This is a genomic window from Klebsiella sp. HMSC25G12 (assembly GCF_001807705.1).
Lineage (GTDB): Bacteria > Pseudomonadota > Gammaproteobacteria > Enterobacterales > Enterobacteriaceae > Klebsiella > Klebsiella variicola.
On record NZ_KV789805.1, the window covers coordinates 23,948 to 42,265 of the forward strand.

Consider the following 18,318-nt stretch of genomic DNA (forward strand, 5'->3'; position numbering starts at 1 on the left):
TCCCGTCAAAGACGGGAGGAGTGGCGTTTACTCTTCACTATCGCCTGCCGCGGCGCGGCGCGGCGAGTCGATTTCAACACGGTCGATCTTCTGCAGCCCGCGCATCAGCGAACCGCGGCGACCACGCTCGCCGGTGACTTTTTGCAGCTCTTCCGGACGCAGTTTGATTTTCCGTTTGCCAACATGGATGGTGAGCGTGCTCTGCGGTGGCAGGATAAACAGATGCGCCAGGCCATCCTGCCCGGCGGCGGCTTCCGCCGCAGGAATGCTGATAATTTTGTTGCCCTTGCCTTTCGACAGCTGCGGTAGATCGCTCACCGGGAACATCAGCATCCGTCCGGCTGCCGTGATGGCCAGCAGCATATCGGACTCGTCCTCAATCACCAGCGGCGGCATCACGTGCGCGTTGTCAGGCAGGGTGATCAGCGCTTTACCGGCACGGTTGCGCGCCACCAGATCGTTGAAGGTGCAGACAAAACCGTAGCCCGCGTCGGAAGCCATCAGCAGCTTACGATCGTCGCTTTCCATCAGCATATGTTCCACGGTCGCCCCCGGCGGCAGAGTCAGCTTACCGGTAAGCGGCTCGCCCTGGCCACGCGCGGAAGGCAGGGTAATCGGATCGATGGCATAGCTGCGCCCGGTGGTATCGATAAACACCACCGGCTGGTTGCTCTTGCCTTTCGCCGAGGCCTTCCAGCTGTCGCCCGCTTTATAGCTCAAGCCCTGAGCGTCGATGTCGTGCCCTTTGGCGCTCCGCACCCAGCCCATCTGCGACAGAACGATAGTCACTGGCTCAGACGGCTGCATATCATGCTCGCTCATCGCTTTCGCTTCTTCACGTTCGTGAAGCGGCGAGCGGCGTTCGTCACCGAAAGCATCGGCATCAGCCTGCAGCTCTTTTTTCAGCAGGTTGTTCATTTTACGCTCAGAAGCCAGAATCGCCTGCAGCTGGTCGCGCTCTTTTTCCAGCTCGTCCTGCTCGCCGCGGATCTTCATCTCTTCCAGTTTGGCGAGGTGGCGCAGTTTTAATTCCAGAATCGCTTCCGCCTGGGTTTCGCTGATGCCAAAGCGCGACATCAGGGCTGGCTTCGGTTCATCTTCGGTGCGGATGATCTCGATCACTTCATCGATATTGAGAAACGCCACCAGCAAACCTTCAAGGATATGCAGGCGCTTAAGCACTTTCTCTAACCGATGGTTCAGACGGCGACGCACGGTATCGCGACGGAACACCAGCCACTCGCTGAGGATCTCCAGCAGGTTTTTCACCGCCGGGCGTCCGTCGAGGCCGATCATATTGAGGTTGATGCGGTAGCTTTTTTCCAGATCGGTAGTAGCAAACAGGTGGTTCATCACCTGTTCCATATCCACCCGGTTGGAGCGCGGGACGATCACCAGACGGGTCGGGTTTTCGTGGTCCGATTCGTCGCGCAGATCGTCAACCATCGGCAGCTTTTTATTGCGCATCTGCGCCGCAATCTGCTCCAGCACTTTGGCGCCGGAAACCTGGTGCGGCAGCGCGCTAATCACCACCGCGCCGTCCTCTTTGCTCCACACCGCGCGCATGCGCACTGAGCCGCGTCCGTTCTGGTAGATTTTGCGAATTTCCGCCCGCGAGGTGATGATCTCCGCCTCGGTCGGGAAATCCGGCCCCTGCACGATATCCAGCAGTTCGTCGAGAGTCGTTTTCGGCTGCTCAATCAGGGTAATAGCCGCTTTGGCCACTTCACGCAGGTTGTGCGGCGGAATATCAGTGGCCATACCCACCGCGATGCCGGTGGTGCCATTAAGCAGGATGTTCGGTAGACGCGCAGGCAGCATTTTCGGCTCCTGCAGCGTCCCGTCAAAGTTTGGTACCCAGTCGACCGTTCCCTGTCCCAGCTCGCTGAGCAGCAGTTCAGCATACTTCGACAGGCGGGACTCGGTGTAACGCATGGCGGCGAAGGATTTCGGATCGTCCGGCGCACCCCAGTTTCCCTGCCCGTCTACCAGCGGGTAACGGTAAGAGAACGGCTGCGCCATCAGCACCATCGCTTCATAGCAGGCGCTGTCGCCGTGCGGGTGATATTTACCCAACACGTCGCCGACGGTGCGGGCGGACTTTTTGAATTTCGCGCTGGCGTTCAGCCCCAGCTCGGACATCGCGTAGACGATGCGACGCTGGACCGGTTTTAAGCCATCGCCAATAAACGGTAATGCCCTGTCCATGATCACGTACATGGAGTAGTTCAGGTAAGCATTTTCCGTAAATTCATGCAGCGCAAGGCGCTCTGCCATATCGCTCATTAATCGTGGATCCTCAATCTGGGTACCGACCGTTCGGACGGCAAAACTACCCGCGATAATACCCGATCTCACGCCCTGAGTCACAGGCCGTGAGATCGGTTGAGGATTCCGTCACGCTTAATCAGGCCAGCGGCAGATAAATATCGGTTTGCAGTTCATGCTCAGCCACCTCATGGACAAAATTGAGGTAACGGAAGTACACCGGAAAATCCCGTAACGTCTCGCCTGACGCGGGTAACCAGTCGCGATAGAGAAACCAAACGCTGTTCGCCAGCGTGTCCAGCGAGCCGTGATGGCGCACGACGGCGCAGCGTCCGCCGGGGATTTCGCCGTTAATCACGCCAAAGGCGTTTTCACCGACCGGCCCAGCGACCGTACCGCAGATATCAAAACAAAATGCCTCCTGCGGGGTGGTCTGCGGATCGCCCCAGGCGATACCCCAGGTATCGCTGGTGGCGACGGGCGATAATCCGCTCGTCTTACGCCAGGCGATAAAACGCGCGGCGGTGGTGTTGACAAGGTCCGGGCTGCCGCGATGTTGCAATACGGCTATCCGGGTGGTGGGGAAGGAAATGATGTTGACGTCCATCGACGTTTGCTCCTGTAGCGTATGTTTCGGTACGCGTCGATGCCACTCGGCCCAGTCCGGTTGCTGACGGAATTGGGTCGGGCTTTGGTCAAACGCGGTACGGAAGGCACGACTGAACGACTCCGCATTCTGAAATCCGGCATCAAGGGCAATATCGATGACTTTATCGCGGGGGTTGAACGCCAGGCGCCAACAGGCGCGTCGCAGACGCAACCACTGAATATACCGGTACAATGGAATGCCGGTATAAGCGCTAAATTGCCGGTGAAAATGGTAAGGCGAACTGTGCGCTATCGCGCTCAGCGTCTCCAGCGACAGCGGCTCATCAAGATGGCGCGCAATGTACCTACAGACACGCTGGAAGCGCCCGACATACGCCGGGCTGGCCTTAATATCGTTCATCGTCTCCTCCTCGCGACATACTCTGACAGAGCGAGGATCGCGATGCCTGACCGATCTTGCGCTTATCTGACGAAGCCTTATGGCGCGATTTTACGGATCTGTTTAACGTCGATTTCTACTGAGTTCCAGTCCTTATCGACTTCCCCCTGAATTTCTACTGTGTCCTGCGGGCCGACGGTCACGCCGTTCCAGCGCTTGTGGTCGATATCGACATTGATCACCCCGGAAGCATCCTGGAATTTATACAGATCGTCAGAAATGCGCTCGGTTATCTTGCCGCGCAGGGTCACCCAGGTATCGTCCCGCAGCGATTTGGCATTGGCGACGGTGGTCACCGCGCCGCTCGGGCCGGTGAATCCGCCAGCCTGCGCGGTGGAACTGACCTGCGTGGTCGAAGAAGGACCGGTAAACCCGCCCTGTTCGGCAGCCAGCACCGGCATGGAAACCAGGGCAACGATCGCGGTCATCGCAGCAATTTTCTTCATGATGTGTTCTCCCTTCGTGTTGATATGGCTCCTATTACGCCCGACAAAACTTAACGACTTCTTAAGCGGAAAAAAGAAATTTTAATGCTGTACATCACCCGCTTCAACGCGGTTTACTGCGCAAAGAAACAGGATCGTCGGAGGGAAACATGCGCATATTACTGGTGGAAGATGACAAGCTGATCGGCGACGGCATCAAAGCCGGGCTGAGCAAAATGGGCTTCAGCATTGACTGGTTTACCGCCGGGCTGGAGGGCAAAAATGCCTTATATAGCGCCCCCTACGACGCCGCAATCCTGGATCTCACCCTCCCCGGCATCGATGGCCTCGATATTCTGCGCGAATGGCGGGACAAGGGCCGCCATGAGCCAGTGCTGATCCTTACCGCCCGCGATGCGCTCAGCCAGCGAGTGGAGGGGCTACGGCTCGGCGCCGATGACTATCTGTGCAAGCCTTTCGCCCTGATTGAAGTGGCGGCGCGCCTCGAAGCGTTGATCCGTCGCGCGCACGGCCAGAGCAGCAGCGAGCTGCGCCACGGCAAGGTGAGCCTCGACCCGAACCGCTTAACCGCCAGCCTCGACGGCGAGAGCCTGGTGCTAAAGCCGAAAGAGTTCGCCCTGCTGGAACTGCTGCTGCGTAACGCTGGTCGCGTACTGCCGCGCAAGCTTATCGAAGAAAAGCTCTACACCTGGGACGACGAGGTCTCCAGCAACGCCGTGGAAGTTCACGTCCATCATCTGCGCCGCAAACTCGGTAGCGGATTTATCCGCACTGTCCACGGCATAGGCTATACCCTGGGTGACGCATGAAACGACTTGCCCGCCTGAGCCTGCGCGTCCGTCTGACGCTGCTGTTTGCTGTGCTGACCGCGGCCGCCTGGGGCGTCGCCAGCGTGATCGCCTGGCAGCAAACCAGCAAAAAGCTGGATAAGCTGTTCGATACCCAGCAGTTGCTGTTCGCCCGCCGCCTGAGCGCCATGCATTTCGATGAACTCCGCGCCCCGCCCGAATCGCTCGGTGAAAAGAAAAAGGTGCGGCATGGACACATCGACGACGACGCGCTGGCGTTCGCCATCTTCACCCGCGACGGCACCATGGTGCTCAACGACGGCGAGAACGGGGAGGATATCCAGTGGAACTCGCAGCGCGAGGGGTTCAGCAATGGCTACCTGCGCGGCGATGATGACGAATGGCGCTTCCTGTGGCTAACCACCGACGACGGTCGCCATCGCATCGTCGTCGGTCAGGAGTGGGATTATCGGCGCGAAATGGCGATGGATATCGTGACCTCGCAGCTCACCCCGTGGATGATCGCCCTGCCGCTGATGTTCGTGCTGCTTATCGTGCTGTTAAGCCGCGAACTGGCGCCGTTGAAAAAGCTGGCGCGCACGCTGCGCCTGCGCGCGCCGGACTCAGCGGAATCGCTCAGCGTGGAGAAGATCCCCTCCGAAGTCCGCCCGCTGGTCGAGGCTCTGAATCAGTTGTTCCAGCGCACCCATAACGCCATGCTGCGCGAACGTCGGTTTACCTCTGATGCCGCCCATGAACTGCGCAGCCCGCTGGCGGCACTGAAGGTACAGACCGACGTCGCCCAGCTCTCTATGGACGATGCAGAAGGACGTGAGAAAGCGCTGGCCCAGCTCCACCAGGGGATCGATCGCGCCACCCGGCTGGTCGATCAACTGCTGACGCTGTCGCGGCTGGACTCACTCGCCCAACTGGACGACGTGCAGCCGGTCGCCATCGACGACCTGCTGCAGTCGGCGGTGATGGAGATGTATCACCATGCGCAGCAGTCCGCCATTGAACTACGCCTACACCTGAATGCCAGTCATATCGTTCACACCGGCCAGCCGCTGCTGCTCAGCCTGCTGGTGCGCAACCTGCTGGATAATGCCGTACGCTATAGCCCGCGCGGCAGCCAGGTTGATATCACCCTCAACGGCCGCGAGTTTCGGGTGCGTGATAACGGCCCAGGCATTAGCCCGCAGGCGCTGGCGCGCATCGGCGAGCGTTTTTATCGCCCGCCGGGGCAGGACGCGCCGGGCAGCGGCCTGGGCCTGTCTATCGTCCGGCGCATCGCCTCGCTGCACGGCATGCAGGTTGATTTCGCCAACGCGCGCGACGGCGGCTTCGAAGCCCGCGTGTACTGGTAGCGAGATTATTGCTCATTTGGCAAAAGACTTTGCACATTTTGCTCATTTTACTGCCCCGCTTCGCGGGGTAAGATCATCGGCAAATTTTCAAGATTGAGGACAAATGATGAGCAACATCCTGATTATCAATGGCGCAAAAAAGTTCGCGCACTCGAATGGCCAGCTGAACGACACCCTGACCGAGGTCGCGGAGAGTTATCTGCGCGACGCCGGGCACGATGTTAAAAGCGTTCGCGCCGAAAGCGAGTACGACGTAAAAGCAGAAGTGCAGAATTTCCTCTGGGCCGATGTGGTGATCTGGCAGATGCCGGGCTGGTGGATGGGCGCCCCGTGGACGGTGAAGAAATATATGGATGATGTCTTTACCGAAGGCCACGGCTCGCTGTACGCCAGCGACGGTCGTACCCGCTCCGACGCCAGCAAAAAATATGGCTCCGGCGGCCTGGTGCAGGGGAAAAAATATATGCTCTCCCTGACCTGGAACGCGCCGATGGAAGCCTTCACCGACGAAGACCAGTTCTTCCACGGCGTCGGCGTTGACGGCGTTTACCTGCCGTTCCATAAGGCTAACCAGTTCCTGGGAATGGAAGCGCTGCCGACCTTTATCGCCAACGACGTGATTAAAATGCCTGATGTCCCACGGTATATCGCAGAATATCGCAAGCATCTGGCGGAAATTTTTGGTTAACTACAGGTCTACGCTCTACATATTTCGAGTTATTCGAACCTGGAGTATGACGAGATACACACAGAAGGAGTTGAGTTAACCATGTTAACAGTGATTGCAGAAATCCGTACCCGCCCGGGCCAGCACCACCGTCAGGCGGTTCTCGATCAGTTCGCGAAAATCATTCCGACCGTTTTGCAGGAGGCCGGCTGCCACGGCTACGCGCCGATGGTAGATCATGCCGCCGGCGTCAGCTTCCAGACCACGGCCCCCGACTCTATCGTCATGGTGGAGCAGTGGGAAAGCGTCGCGCATCTTGAAGCGCACCTGCAAACGCCGCACATGAAAGCCTGGTCGGAAGCGGTCAAAGGCGATGTGCTGGAGACCACCATCCGTATCCTGCAGCCTGGCGTCTAAGCCCGCCGACGCAGTCGTGAAATGAAAAAGGGAGCCTGAGGCTCCCTTTTACGTCAGGCGCAGCGTACAGACTTACACTTCCAGATCCGCCATATCGCCCTTCTCCTGCAGCCAGTTGCGACGGTCTTCGGAACGCTTCTTGGCCAGCAGCATGTCCATCATCGCCGTGGTCTGCTGCTCATCCTCATCGCTGATCACCAGTTGCACCAGCCGGCGGGTATTCGGATCAAGCGTGGTTTCCCGCAGCTGCATTGGGTTCATCTCACCCAGACCTTTAAAGCGCTGGACGTTTGGCTTGCCCTTCTTACGCTTCAGCTGCTCCAGCACGCCGGTTTTTTCTTCTTCCGTCAGCGCGTAGTAGACCTCTTTACCGAGATCGATACGGTACAGCGGCGGCAGCGCGACGTAGACGTGCCCCTCTTTCACCAGGGTACGGAAATGTCTCACAAACAGCGCGCACAGCAGGGTGGCAATGTGCAGGCCATCGGAATCGGCATCCGCCAGAATACAAATTTTGCCGTAGCGCAGCTGGCTTAAATCATCGCTATCCGGGTCAATACCAATCGCCACCGAAATGTCGTGCACTTCTTGCGAAGCTAACACTTCATCGGACGAGACTTCCCAGGTATTCAGGATCTTGCCTTTCAGCGGCATGATCGCCTGATATTCGCGATCGCGCGCCTGCTTGGCAGAACCGCCCGCCGAGTCCCCTTCGACGAGGAACAGCTCGGTGCGGTTCAGGTCCTGGGCGGTGCAGTCTGCCAGCTTACCCGGCAATGCCGGACCGCTGGTCAGCTTTTTACGCACCACTTTCTTGGCGGCGCGCAGACGACGCTGGGCGCTGGAGATAGCCATCTCCGCCAGCAGTTCGGCAGCCTGTACGTTCTGGTTCAGCCACAGACTGAAGGCATCTTTCACCACGCCGGAGACGAACGCCGCGCACTGGCGCGACGACAGACGCTCTTTGGTTTGCCCGGCGAACTGCGGATCCTGCATTTTCACCGACAGCACGTAGGCGCAGCGATCCCAGATATCTTCCGCTGACAGCTTCACGCCGCGCGGCAGGATATTACGGTATTCGCAGAACTCGCGCATCGCATCCAGCAGTCCCTGACGCAGACCGTTAACGTGCGTCCCGCCCTGCATGGTCGGGATCAGGTTGACGTAGCTTTCGGTCAGCAATTCGCCGCCTTCCGGCAGCCACAGCAGCGCCCAGTCCACGGCTTCCGTCTCGCCGGAGAAGGTGCCGACGAACGGTTTTTCCGGCAGCAGCGGCAGGCCGTTTACGGCTTCGCACAGGTAGTCGTTAAGGCCATCGGCATAGCACCAGCGCTGCTCGCTGTCGTTGACCTGATCGCGAAACACGATTTCCACGCCGGGACACAGCACCGCTTTCGCTTTTAACAGATGGGTCAAACGCGAAACGGAGAAACGCGGGCTGTCGAAGAAGCTTTCGTCCGGCCAGAAATGGACGCTGGTCCCGGTATTGCGTTTGCCACAGGTACCGGTGACGTGCAGATCTTCTACTTTTTCACCGTTTTCAAAGGCGATGCTGTAGACCTGACCGTCGCGACGAACCGTTACCTCTACGCGTTTTGACAGGGCGTTGACCACCGAGATCCCCACCCCGTGCAGGCCGCCGGAAAACTGGTAGTTTTTGTTGGAAAACTTACCGCCCGCGTGCAGTCGGCAGAGGATCAGCTCAACCGCCGGCACCCCTTCTTCCGGGTGAATGTCGACCGGCATGCCGCGCCCGTCGTCAATGACTTCCAGGGACTGGTCGGCATGAAGGATAACTTCCACGCGTTTGGCGTGGCCTGCCAGCGCTTCATCGACACTGTTATCAATAACTTCCTGACCAAGATGGTTAGGACGGGTGGTGTCGGTATACATGCCCGGACGGCGGCGCACCGGCTCTAGCCCGGTGAGTACCTCAATGGCATCAGCGTTATATGAAGATTGCGTCATGGTGTGTATTCGTAGGTCGTTCAGGGCCGTTTAGCACAGGCCGAGAAATTCGATAATCTGAGTGAAATGATCGTCAAAGCCGACAAATGCGTGATTACCGCCCTCCTCCACCGTTTGCCGGCAGGAGGCGTAGTAATGAACGGCCTGGCGGTAATCAAGCACTTCATCCCCGGTCTGCTGCAGCAGCCAGAGTAAATCCGGCGCTTCAAGCGGGTCGATTTGCATGACCTTGAGATCGTAAATATGGCGAGACTCTAGCACATATTGCTGCCCGGTGTATGGATTCTCATTGTGGCCGAGAAAATTGTTCAGCAGTTCAAACGGGCGCACCGCCGGGTTGACGACCACCGCCGGCACCATAAAGCACTGCGACAGCCAGGTCGCGTAGTAGCCGCCCAGCGACGACCCCACAACCCCGAGTGGCTCGCCGCCATGCTCCAGCACAATGGATTCCAGCAGCTCTGCCGTTTCAGCCGGATAAGGCGGCAGCTCCGGTACCACCATGGTGATGTCGGGGTGCTGCTGCGACAGCCAGGTCTTTAACGCCATCGCCTTCGCCGAGCGCGGGGAACTGTTAAAGCCGTGCAGATAAAGAAGCGTCGCCATCAGTAGCCTTCTGAAGCAATATCCGGGTGGAACTCGGCGCCTTCCAGGCGGCACACTTCGGTGGTCAGCGTCCCGTCAGGATGCAGCTCCAGCCAGCGCCAGCCGGGTGAGACGGTATCCAGAGTGAAATTGGCGCAGTGTGGTTTGAACTGGACGCAGGTCGACGGCGTCGCCATCATACGCCGGCCATTCCAGTCCAGATCCAGTTCCTGATGAATATGGCCGCACAGCAGATGTCTCACCCGCGGCCAGGCGCTCAGCGCGCGGTCCAGCGCGCCAGCGTTGCGCAGGCTGTGTTGGTCCAGCCAGCTACAGCCAGCAGGCAGCGGATGGTGGTGCAGCAGGAGTAAGGTATAACGCTCCGGCGCTTCTGCCAGCTTGTGTTCGAGCCACTCCAGCTGGAAGTCGCTCAGCTCGCCATGGGGAACGCCAAACACCTGGCTGTCCAGCAGCAGGATCTGCCAGTGGTCGCCGAGAAACACGCGCTTGGCGGGTGAAATGCCTGACGCCTGCAGCGTACTGTACATCGCCGGCTGGAAATCATGGTTACCCGGTAGCCAGACGCAGGGTGCAGCAAAACTCGCGATACCCTCAGCAAAATGCTGATAGGCCGCGGAGGAGTGGTCCTGCGCCAGATCGCCTGTTGCGACAATCAGATCGCATGGACGCTGTGAGGCATGAATAGCCGACAGTACGGCCTGATAACTTTCCCAGGTATTAATGCCTAACAACGTTTCATGTTTTTCAGCAAACAGGTGAGTATCAGTAATTTGTAAGATCCTGACTCTGGCCTCACCAGCCAGAGGTAGGTTTAACAGGCTTTCCAAATGGTGTCCTTAGGTTTAACGACGCTAACAAACCGGAATCGCCATCGCTCCATGTGCTAAACAGTAACGCAGCCAGTCGGCCAGAAACTGGTTAATTTGATGCTTTTCGTCGCGTTGATGCAACTTTTTATTAGGATAATCATACCGCGCTTTGAAGCGAAAGATCTGCTGACTCGAACACACTTCGGCCACCATGGCGTCATGGTAGAGGCGAACGGTCATCGACGGCAGGCTCCAGTAGCTTACCGCAGGCAGAGTCTGTTCTATCGCCACCAGAGTAGTGTAGCGGGTCGATTCAACTATCGTTAACCGATACTGCGCGCTTCCCACCTGATAACTTACCTTCTCACCCGCTGCATCCGTTCGCGGCAACAGGCGGCGCAACTGCGCGAAGTTGGTCTCGCACAGGCGCATCATCTCAGGGAAGTCAGGTGTATAACGCTTCATTTTGTCCACTCGTTTCGTAAATTGTGATAATGCAATTGCAGCCATTGCAAGGCGATGACAGAGGCTGCGTTATCGATTTTCCCCTCTTCTACCCACTGGTAAGCCTGTTCCCGGCTCACCACATGCACCCGAATATCCTCGTTTTCCTCGGCCAGGCCGTGAATGCCTTTTGCCGTGGATGCATCAACTTCTCCCACCAGGATCGATAACCGTTCGCTGGTGCCGCCAGGACTGGCCAGATAGCTTAATATTGGTTTCGTCCGCCCGACTTCAAGTCCGGCCTCCTCCAGCGCTTCCCGACGGGCAACGTCTTCCACCGTTTCCCCCGCTTCGATCATGCCGGCGACCATTTCGAGCAGCCACGGGCTCTCGCTGGTATCATAGGCGGCAATACGGATTTGTTCGACGAGCACCACTTCGTCCCGCACCGGGTCAAAGGGTAGCAAGACGGCGGCATGCCCGCGCTCAAAAATTTCACGGGTGACTTCGCCGCTCATGCCGCCGTTAAACAGGCGGTGGCGAAAACGGTATAAATCGAGCGAAAAAAAACCACGATACAGCGTTTCGCGTGCAATAATTTCTACATCATTTTTGAAGAAGGTAATTCCCTGCTGAATGGGTTTGCTCATTGTCATGTCCTGCTAATCCGAAATTAGGGATTTCCAGACCGTTTGGCTACCGTTTTACGGTCCGTATGTTAGATTGGTGCAAATTACCGCCGGATGGCACGTAACGCCAACTTTTTACGGCGGCAGAATCGATACAATCAGCGGAATTTTTCTTAGAATTAGACCAGCGCTAAATGCTTCACAACAAGGAATGCAAATGAAGAAATTGCTCCCCATTCTTATCGGCCTGAGCCTGACCGGGTTCAGCGCCATGAGCCAGGCGGAAAACCTGCTTCAGGTTTACCAGCAGGCGCGCATCAGCAACCCCGATCTGCGTAAATCGGCAGCCGATCGTGACGCCGCGTTCGAAAAGATCAATGAAGCGCGCAGTCCATTACTGCCTCAGCTTGGGCTGGGAGCGGATTATACCTATAACAATGGCTATCGCGACAGCAACGGCATCAATTCAAACGTCACCAGCGGCTCGCTGCAGTTAACGCAGGTTCTGTTTGATATGTCGAAATGGCGCGCCCTGACGCTACAGGAAAAAACGGCAGGCATTCAGGATGTCACGTATCAGACCGATCAGCAAACGCTGATTCTGAATACCGCGACGGCCTATTTTAAAGTGCTGGCCGCCATCGACACGCTCTCCTATACCGAAGCGCAGAAACAGGCTATTTACCGCCAGTTGGATCAAACCACTCAGCGCTTTAACGTAGGCCTGGTGGCGATCACTGACGTGCAGAACGCCCGTTCACAATACGACGCCGTGCTGGCGAACGAAGTCACCGCGCGTAACGATCTCGACAACGCCGTCGAAGAACTGCGCCAGGTCACCGGTAACTACTATCCGGAGCTGGCCTCGCTGAATGTGAATGGCTTCAAAACCAACAAGCCGCAGGCGGTCAACGCCCTGCTGAAGGAAGCGGAGAACCGCAACCTGTCGCTGCTGCAGGCGCGTCTGAACCAGGACCTGGCTCGCGAGCAGATTCGCCAGGCGCAGGACGGGCATTTGCCGACGCTCAGCCTATCCGCGTCGAGTGGGGTATCGAATACTAGCTACAGTGGTTCAAAAACCCATAATAATCCTCAGCAATACCAGGATAACGATGCCGGGCAGAACCAAATCGGCCTGAACTTCTCTCTGCCACTGTATCAGGGCGGCGCGGTGACCTCGCAGGTCAAACAGGCGCAATACAACTTCGTTGGCGCCAGCGAGCAGCTGGAAAGCGCCCACCGCAGCGTCGTGCAGACTGTGCGTTCGTCGTTTAACAACGTGAACGCCTCCATCAGCAGCATCAACGCCTACAAACAGGCGGTGGTCTCTGCGCAAAGCTCCCTGGATGCGATGGAAGCAGGCTACTCGGTGGGTACGCGTACCATCGTTGACGTCCTCGACGCCACCACCACGCTGTATAACGCCAAGCAGCAGCTCTCCAATGCGCGCTATAACTACCTGATCAACGAGCTGAACATTAAGTCGGCGTTAGGTACCCTGAACGAGCAGGATCTGGTCGCCCTGAACAACACGCTGGGCAAACCGATCCCCACCTCCGCAGACAGCGTCGCTCCGGAAAATCCACAGCAGGATGCCACCGCCGATGGCTACGGCAACACTACCGCAGCGGTGAAACCGGCGTCCGCACGGACCACCCAGAGCAGCGGCAGCAATCCGTTCCGTCAGTAATACCCATACTGTGACGCGCATCGCCTGTCCGTCGGACAGGCGATGCGTTAAACGTAAGGCAACGTAAAGATCCCCCGCTTAGCGCCCCTCTTCGCTTCATTTTCCACCACTCATCCTCTATCCTGAGCGTTAACACACGCCATACCACTGGGTCCTGGAAGACAAATATGAAACGGACAAAAAAAATTAATCATTCGTCGTTCCGCAAAAGCTGGAGCGCACGCCATCTGACGCCGGTCGCGCTGGCCGTCACCGCGGTCTTTATGCTTGCCGGTTGTGAAAAAAGCGATGAAACGGTGTCGCTATACCAGAACGCCGATGACTGCTCCGCCGCCAATCCGGGCAAAGCAGCCGAGTGCACCACGGCTTACACCAACGCGGTAAAAGAGGCAGAACGTACCGCGCCGAAATATGCCACCCGGGAAGACTGCGTCGCCGAGTTTGGCGAAGGCCAGTGCCAGCAGACGCCAGCCCAGGCGGGCGTCGCCCCGGAAAACCAGGCGCAGGCGCAAAGCAGCGGCAGCTTCTGGATGCCGCTGATGGCCGGCTATATGATGGGCCGCCTGATGGGCGGCGGCATGGCGCAACAGCAGCCGCTGTTCAGCTCGAAAAACCCGGCCAGCCCGGCCTATGGTCAATACACCGATGCGAGCGGCAAAAGCTATGGCGCCGCCCAGCCGGGTCGCACCATGAACGTGCCGAAAACCGCGATGGCGCCGAAGCCAGCAACTACCACCACCGTTACCCGCGGTGGTTTTGGCGAGTCGGTGGCGAAGCAGTCGACTATGCAGCGTAGCGCCGCAGGCTCAACGTCCTCTTCTCGCTCGATGGGCGGCTAACTCACATGGAAAGAGTCAGTATTACCGAGCGCCCGGACTGGCGCGAGAAAGCGACCGAGTACGGTTTCAACTTCCACACCATGTACGGCGAGCCCTACTGGAGCGAAGAGGCTTATTACAAGCTGACCCTCGCGCAGGTGGAAAAACTGGAGGAAGTCACCGCCGAGCTGCATCAAATGTGCCTCCAGGTGGTGGAGAAAGTGATCGCCAGCGATGAGCTGATGACTAAATTCCGCATCCCTAAACACACCTGGGGCTTTGTGCGCCAGTCGTGGAAAACCAACCAGCCGTCGCTCTACTCGCGTCTCGACCTGGCCTGGGATGGCGTCGGCGAACCGAAGCTGCTGGAGAACAATGCCGACACCCCGACCTCGCTGTATGAAGCGGCCTTCTTCCAGTGGATCTGGCTGGAAGACCAGCTCAACGTCGGCAAGCTGCCGGCGGGCAGCGACCAGTTCAATAGTTTGCAGGAAAAGCTCATCGATCGCTTCGGCGAGCTGCGCGAGCAGTTTGGCTTCCAGCTGCTGCATATGGCCTGCTGCCGCGATACCGTTGAAGATCGCGGCACTGTGCAGTATCTGCAGGACTGCGCCGCGGAAGCAGGCCTGGCGACGGAATTCCTCTATATCGAAGATATCGGTCTGGGCGAAAAAGGTCAGTTTACCGATCTGCAGGATCAGGTGATTGGTAACCTGTTCAAGCTCTATCCGTGGGAGTTTATGCTGCGGGAGATGTTCTCCACCAAGCTGGAAGACGCCGGCGTGCGCTGGCTGGAGCCCGCGTGGAAAAGCATTATCTCCAACAAAGCGTTGCTGCCGATGCTGTGGGAAATGTTCCCCAATCACCCGAATCTGCTGGCGGCCTACTTCAGCGAAGATGCCCACCCGGAGATGGAGAAGTACGTCATTAAGCCGATCTTCTCTCGTGAAGGGGCCAACGTCTCCATTGTTGAGCAGGGCAAGGTCGTGGAGTCGGTGGAAGGTCCGTACGGGGAAGAAGGAACCATCGTGCAGGAGTTTTACCCCCTGCCGAAGTTTGGTGACAGCTACACGCTGATTGGCAGCTGGCTCATCAACGATCAGCCCGCCGGGATCGGCATTCGCGAAGATCGGGCGCTGATCACTCAGGATCTGTCGCGCTTCTATCCGCACATTTTCGTCGAATAATGTCGCGCTCCGGCGACGATATCGCCGGAGCACACTATCATCAGGCGCCAACCACCACCGACAGCATACTCAGCGAGCCCATCTCGATGCCATCGACCGGGATCGTAATCGCTTCAACACCATCCCACGCCCCCAGGATATATAGCAGCGGCAGGAAATGCTCCGCCGTTGGGTTGGAGAGCGAGCCTCCTTCGTGTGCCAGGTAGTTAACCAGCGGGTGCTGCTCGTCCGGCCCCTGCCATTGCAGATTCGCCTTCACGTAGTTATTGAAGGACTCTGCCCATGGGTATGGCGTGTTCTCGCCGTGCCAGCGGGCGGTGCGCAGGTTATGCACCACGTTGCCGCTGGCCACCAGCATAATGCCTTCATCACGCAGCGAGGCCAGTTTCCGCCCCATTTCGAGATGCCAGGCCGGCGGTTTGGTGCTGTCGATGCTCAACTGAACCATCGGGATATCCGCCTGCGGATACATTTTAATCAGCACGCCCCACGAGCCATGGTCAAATCCCCAGGCTTCTTTGTCGAGAGTGACCGGCACAGGCGAGAGCAGCTCCACCAGTCGTTGCGCCAGCGCCGGAGAGCCCGGCGCCGGATAATGGGTGTCATACAGCGCCTGTGGGAAACCGCCGAAGTCGTGAATGGTCTTCGGGGCCTCCATCGCCGTCACGCCCGTACCGCGCGTGAACCAGTGCGCAGAGACCACCACAATCGCCTTCGGACGCGGCAGGGTTTCGCCCAGGTGAGCCCAGGCGCGAGTATAAATGTTGTCTTCCAGCACGTTCATTGGGCTGCCATGGCCGAGAAACAACGCGGGCATTCGGGTAGGGGACATGATGATATCCTTAGGGTGTCAATGTGATGTGCTCACATTACGCGCTTTTGCGCCAGGATAAACTCAGATAACCATGATGATGATCGTCAGAAAATTTGAATGTAAGTCGCGGTAAAGGGACGTGTCCCGTACGCGCATCCTCAGGCAATATACTCATATGCACTTATTTTCACAGGGAGAGTAGCGATGTCATCACCCTTAATATTGACGCTGTTAGCCGGTAGCGCAACCTTTATTGGCGCCATATTCGGCGTGATTGGTCAGAAACCCTCTAACCGTCTGCTTGGCTTCTCCCTCGGCTTTGCCGCCGGGATCATGCTGTTGATTTCATTGATGGAAATGCTGCCTGCCGCGCTGACCGCCGAAGGCATGTCGCCGCTGCTCGGTTACGGGATGTTTGTCATCGGTCTGCTGGGCTATTTCGGCCTTGACCGCCTGCTGCCGCACGCTCACCCGCAGGATCTGATAACCCCCGCCACGCCGCGTCCACGTAATTTACGTCGCACCGCTATTCTGCTGACGTTGGGTATCAGCCTGCATAACTTCCCGGAAGGGATCGCCACCTATGTCACGGCCAGCAACAACCTGGAACTCGGCATGGGCGTGGCCCTCGCCGTTGCCCTGCACAATATTCCTGAAGGACTGGCCGTTGCCGGGCCAGTGTATGCCGCCACCGGATCGCGCAGCAAGGCGGTGCTCTGGGCCGGGCTTTCCGGCATGGCGGAAATTTTGGGCGGCGTGCTGGCGTGGCTGATTCTGGGGAGTCTGGTCTCACCGCTGGTGATGGGAGCGATCATGGCCGCTGTGGCCGGGATTATGGTGGCACTGTCCGTCGATGAACTGATGCCGCTGGCGAAAGAGATCGATCCGCAAAGCAACCCAAGCTATGGCGTTTTGTGCGGGATGTCGGTCATGGGGCTGAGCCTGGTGGTACTCCAGACGATGGGCATCGGTTAAAGCGCAGAAACAACACAGCCCACTAAGAAGTGGGCTGTGGTCGGGCGTAGCGAACCGCTATTTAGCTGGCTTTACGCTCATGTTCGCGACGATAGGCCACCAGATCTTCAATCGTGACTACCGCCATATTGTGTTGCTGAGCGAACTTGATGCACTCCGGCGCGCGCGCCATGGTGCCATCGTCGTTGGTCAGCTCGCACAGCACGCCTGCGGGTTTAAAGCCAGCCAGGGTCACGAGGTCGATAGTGGCTTCAGTGTGGCCGCCGCGGGTCAGTACACCACCCGGCTGCGCACGCAGCGGGAAAACGTGGCCAGGACGGTTGAGATCGGAAGGTTTCGCGCCGTCGGCAATGGCCGCGCGGACGGTGGTCACGCGGTCGGCAGCGGAGACGCCGGTGGTCACACCTTCGGCCGCTTCGATGGTCACGGTAAAGCCGGTGCCGTAGGCGCTGGTGTTGTTCTCAACCATCATCGGCAGATCCAGCTGTTTGCGGCGATCTTCGGTCAGGCACAGGCACACAATGCCGCTGCCGTGACGAATGGTCAGCGCCATCTGCTCAACGGTCATGGTTTCGGCGGCGAAGATCATATCGCCTTCGTTTTCACGGTCTTCATCATCAAGCACCATCACGCCGCGGCCTTCGCGCAGGGCGTCCAAAGCGTGTTCCACACGTTCAAAAGCGGTACCAAAAGAAGAAAGGAGCGTCTGATTCATGGTAAAAAAACCTCATTAAAATTATGGTTACCAGAATCAGGGCAGTCTTAGGAGCGCCGGTTTAGCGGCAAAAGTCAACGCGAGCGGGCCTGGGCCCGACTGTGCCGTTACTCTCTCCCATCCGGACTTTAACCGTCGGCCCCGGAATTACACCGGATCTGCTGACCTTCCCGTAGTCACGGGAAGCGCTCGCGGGCTTTCAACGCGATGGTTGATTTACCGCCGGTGGGGAATTTCGCCCCGCCCTGAGAATAAGCGAGATAACTATAACGCTATTGACTATCCTCGGCAATGCATAAGCTTCAAACATTTCTGGTTTATAGGCGGCCTGGTTCGCACTACAATGATCAATCATCCGACCCGAGCAGGAAACCACCATGATTGACCCGAAAAAAATTGAACAAATCGCCCGCCAGGTCCATGAGTCGATGCCAAAAGGACTTCGCGATCTGGGTGAGGATGTTGAGAAGAAAATCCGCCAGGCGCTGCAGTCGCAGCTGACCCGCCTGGATCTGGTCAGCCGCGAAGAGTTTGACGTACAGACTCAGGTTTTGCTGCGGACCCGCGAAAAACTGGCGCTGCTGGAGCAGCGTCTGAATGACCTCGAAAACCGCCAGGCAGCGACGCCTGGCAGCGAAGAGCAGCCGTAAAAAACGGGCCCT

General features: G+C 58.0%; 19 protein-coding genes and 1 riboswitch. Of the genes, 9 read left to right on the forward strand and 10 right to left on the reverse strand.

Annotated features, from left to right (window positions below):
• Positions 1–27 precede the first annotated feature (27 nt).
• The 3 genes from parC to HMPREF3096_RS03510 all read right to left on the reverse strand — a co-directional run bounded on the left by parC (position 28) and on the right by HMPREF3096_RS03510 (position 3,762).
• The gene (gene parC / locus HMPREF3096_RS03500) at positions 28–2,286 is read right to left on the reverse strand and encodes a DNA topoisomerase IV subunit A (protein ID WP_008806506.1); all 2,259 of its coding nucleotides are present in this window, start codon (positions 2,284–2,286) and stop codon (positions 28–30) included.
• A gap of 121 nt (positions 2,287–2,407) precedes the next feature.
• A complete protein-coding gene (locus HMPREF3096_RS03505; protein ID WP_032731257.1) occupies positions 2,408–3,277 on the reverse strand; it encodes an AraC family transcriptional regulator in 870 nt (289 codons plus the stop codon).
• Between the two features lie 77 nt (positions 3,278–3,354).
• Positions 3,355–3,762, reverse strand: a complete 408-nt coding sequence (locus tag HMPREF3096_RS03510) for a YgiW/YdeI family stress tolerance OB fold protein (RefSeq protein ID WP_008806508.1) — start codon at positions 3,760–3,762, stop codon at positions 3,355–3,357.
• Between the two features lie 149 nt (positions 3,763–3,911).
• On the opposite strand from HMPREF3096_RS03510, the gene qseB reads away from it, so the two are divergent.
• The 4 genes from qseB (at position 3,912) to HMPREF3096_RS03530 (ending at position 7,001) form a co-directional block, all read left to right on the forward strand.
• Positions 3,912–4,571: a quorum sensing response regulator transcription factor QseB gene (gene qseB / locus HMPREF3096_RS03515; protein ID WP_008806509.1), complete on the forward strand. Its 660-nt coding sequence runs from the start codon at positions 3,912–3,914 to the stop codon at positions 4,569–4,571.
• Positions 4,568–5,917 (forward strand): quorum sensing histidine kinase QseC, encoded by a 1,350-nt coding sequence (gene qseC, locus HMPREF3096_RS03520; RefSeq protein WP_023340731.1) that lies wholly within the window; start codon positions 4,568–4,570, stop codon positions 5,915–5,917. The genes qseB and qseC overlap by 4 nt, the downstream gene beginning before the upstream one ends.
• 106 nt (positions 5,918–6,023) lie before the next feature.
• Positions 6,024–6,605 (forward strand): NAD(P)H-dependent oxidoreductase, encoded by a 582-nt coding sequence (locus HMPREF3096_RS03525; protein ID WP_008806511.1) that lies wholly within the window; start codon positions 6,024–6,026, stop codon positions 6,603–6,605.
• Positions 6,606–6,686: 81 nt separating this feature from the next.
• Positions 6,687–7,001, forward strand: coding sequence for a putative quinol monooxygenase (locus HMPREF3096_RS03530; protein ID WP_008806512.1), 315 nt, complete (start codon positions 6,687–6,689; stop codon positions 6,999–7,001).
• A 72-nt stretch (positions 7,002–7,073) separates the two neighbouring features.
• Here HMPREF3096_RS03530 and parE read toward each other — a convergent pair whose 3' ends face one another.
• From parE to nudF, 5 genes are read right to left on the reverse strand one after another with little or no spacing between them, the layout of a single operon-like run.
• Positions 7,074–8,969: a DNA topoisomerase IV subunit B gene (gene parE / locus HMPREF3096_RS03535; RefSeq protein ID WP_008806513.1), complete on the reverse strand. Its 1,896-nt coding sequence runs from the start codon at positions 8,967–8,969 to the stop codon at positions 7,074–7,076.
• A gap of 30 nt (positions 8,970–8,999) precedes the next feature.
• The gene (yqiA, locus tag HMPREF3096_RS03540) at positions 9,000–9,575 is read right to left on the reverse strand and encodes an esterase YqiA (RefSeq protein WP_008806514.1); all 576 of its coding nucleotides are present in this window, start codon (positions 9,573–9,575) and stop codon (positions 9,000–9,002) included.
• Positions 9,575–10,402, reverse strand: a complete 828-nt coding sequence (gene cpdA, locus HMPREF3096_RS03545) for a 3',5'-cyclic-AMP phosphodiesterase (protein ID WP_008806515.1) — start codon at positions 10,400–10,402, stop codon at positions 9,575–9,577. The genes yqiA and cpdA overlap by 1 nt, the downstream gene beginning before the upstream one ends.
• A gap of 24 nt (positions 10,403–10,426) precedes the next feature.
• The gene (locus HMPREF3096_RS03550; RefSeq protein WP_002916847.1) at positions 10,427–10,849 is read right to left on the reverse strand and encodes a DUF1249 family protein; all 423 of its coding nucleotides are present in this window, start codon (positions 10,847–10,849) and stop codon (positions 10,427–10,429) included.
• Complete coding sequence (gene nudF / locus HMPREF3096_RS03555; protein WP_008806516.1) at positions 10,846–11,478, reverse strand: ADP-ribose diphosphatase; 633 nt, start codon at positions 11,476–11,478, stop codon at positions 10,846–10,848. The genes HMPREF3096_RS03550 and nudF overlap by 4 nt, the downstream gene beginning before the upstream one ends.
• A 196-nt stretch (positions 11,479–11,674) precedes the next feature.
• Here nudF and tolC point away from each other — a divergent pair, with 196 nt between their 5' ends.
• From tolC to HMPREF3096_RS03570, 3 genes are all read left to right on the forward strand, one after another.
• Positions 11,675–13,147, forward strand: coding sequence for an outer membrane channel protein TolC (gene tolC / locus HMPREF3096_RS03560; protein ID WP_008806517.1), 1,473 nt, complete (start codon positions 11,675–11,677; stop codon positions 13,145–13,147).
• Positions 13,148–13,314: 167 nt separating this feature from the next.
• A complete protein-coding gene (locus HMPREF3096_RS03565; protein ID WP_008806518.1) occupies positions 13,315–13,986 on the forward strand; it encodes a DUF1190 family protein in 672 nt (223 codons plus the stop codon).
• 5 nt (positions 13,987–13,991) lie between these two features.
• Entirely contained in the window at positions 13,992–15,152 is a 1,161-nt protein-coding gene (locus HMPREF3096_RS03570) for a glutathionylspermidine synthase family protein (protein WP_050887211.1), read from the forward strand.
• A gap of 40 nt (positions 15,153–15,192) precedes the next feature.
• Here the strand turns inward: HMPREF3096_RS03570 and ygiD are convergent, their stop codons facing one another.
• Complete coding sequence (ygiD, locus tag HMPREF3096_RS03575) at positions 15,193–15,984, reverse strand: 4,5-DOPA-extradiol-dioxygenase (RefSeq protein WP_008806520.1); 792 nt, start codon at positions 15,982–15,984, stop codon at positions 15,193–15,195.
• Positions 15,985–16,170: 186 nt separating this feature from the next.
• Between ygiD and zupT the strand changes: the two genes are divergently transcribed.
• Positions 16,171–16,941 (forward strand): zinc transporter ZupT, encoded by a 771-nt coding sequence (gene zupT / locus HMPREF3096_RS03580; RefSeq protein ID WP_032731259.1) that lies wholly within the window; start codon positions 16,171–16,173, stop codon positions 16,939–16,941.
• A gap of 61 nt (positions 16,942–17,002) precedes the next feature.
• Here zupT and ribB read toward each other — a convergent pair whose 3' ends face one another.
• Positions 17,003–17,656 (reverse strand): 3,4-dihydroxy-2-butanone-4-phosphate synthase, encoded by a 654-nt coding sequence (gene ribB / locus HMPREF3096_RS03585; protein ID WP_004174356.1) that lies wholly within the window; start codon positions 17,654–17,656, stop codon positions 17,003–17,005.
• Positions 17,657–17,761: 105 nt separating this feature from the next.
• Positions 17,762–17,913, reverse strand: a riboswitch (FMN riboswitch).
• 120 nt (positions 17,914–18,033) lie between these two features.
• On the opposite strand from ribB, the gene ubiK reads away from it, so the two are divergent.
• Complete coding sequence (gene ubiK / locus HMPREF3096_RS03590) at positions 18,034–18,306, forward strand: ubiquinone biosynthesis accessory factor UbiK (RefSeq protein ID WP_008806522.1); 273 nt, start codon at positions 18,034–18,036, stop codon at positions 18,304–18,306.
• Positions 18,307–18,318 lie beyond the last annotated feature (12 nt).

Coding starts and splice junctions, on each gene's coding strand:
- parC (WP_008806506.1), bottom strand. CDS start 2,286: ATGAGCGATATGGCAGAGCGCCTTGCGCTGCATGAATTTACGGAAAAT.
- HMPREF3096_RS03505 (WP_032731257.1), bottom strand. CDS start 3,277: ATGAACGATATTAAGGCCAGCCCGGCGTATGTCGGGCGCTTCCAGCGT.
- HMPREF3096_RS03510 (WP_008806508.1), bottom strand. CDS start 3,762: ATGAAGAAAATTGCTGCGATGACCGCGATCGTTGCCCTGGTTTCCATG.
- qseB (WP_008806509.1), top strand. CDS start 3,912: ATGCGCATATTACTGGTGGAAGATGACAAGCTGATCGGCGACGGCATC.
- qseC (WP_023340731.1), top strand. CDS start 4,568: ATGAAACGACTTGCCCGCCTGAGCCTGCGCGTCCGTCTGACGCTGCTG.
- HMPREF3096_RS03525 (WP_008806511.1), top strand. CDS start 6,024: ATGAGCAACATCCTGATTATCAATGGCGCAAAAAAGTTCGCGCACTCG.
- HMPREF3096_RS03530 (WP_008806512.1), top strand. CDS start 6,687: ATGTTAACAGTGATTGCAGAAATCCGTACCCGCCCGGGCCAGCACCAC.
- parE (WP_008806513.1), bottom strand. CDS start 8,969: ATGACGCAATCTTCATATAACGCTGATGCCATTGAGGTACTCACCGGG.
- yqiA (WP_008806514.1), bottom strand. CDS start 9,575: ATGGCGACGCTTCTTTATCTGCACGGCTTTAACAGTTCCCCGCGCTCG.
- HMPREF3096_RS03550 (WP_002916847.1), bottom strand. CDS start 10,849: ATGAAGCGTTATACACCTGACTTCCCTGAGATGATGCGCCTGTGCGAG.
- nudF (WP_008806516.1), bottom strand. CDS start 11,478: ATGAGCAAACCCATTCAGCAGGGAATTACCTTCTTCAAAAATGATGTA.
- tolC (WP_008806517.1), top strand. CDS start 11,675: ATGAAGAAATTGCTCCCCATTCTTATCGGCCTGAGCCTGACCGGGTTC.
- HMPREF3096_RS03565 (WP_008806518.1), top strand. CDS start 13,315: ATGAAACGGACAAAAAAAATTAATCATTCGTCGTTCCGCAAAAGCTGG.
- HMPREF3096_RS03570 (WP_050887211.1), top strand. CDS start 13,992: ATGGAAAGAGTCAGTATTACCGAGCGCCCGGACTGGCGCGAGAAAGCG.
- ygiD (WP_008806520.1), bottom strand. CDS start 15,984: ATGTCCCCTACCCGAATGCCCGCGTTGTTTCTCGGCCATGGCAGCCCA.
- zupT (WP_032731259.1), top strand. CDS start 16,171: ATGTCATCACCCTTAATATTGACGCTGTTAGCCGGTAGCGCAACCTTT.
- ribB (WP_004174356.1), bottom strand. CDS start 17,656: ATGAATCAGACGCTCCTTTCTTCTTTTGGTACCGCTTTTGAACGTGTG.
- ubiK (WP_008806522.1), top strand. CDS start 18,034: ATGATTGACCCGAAAAAAATTGAACAAATCGCCCGCCAGGTCCATGAG.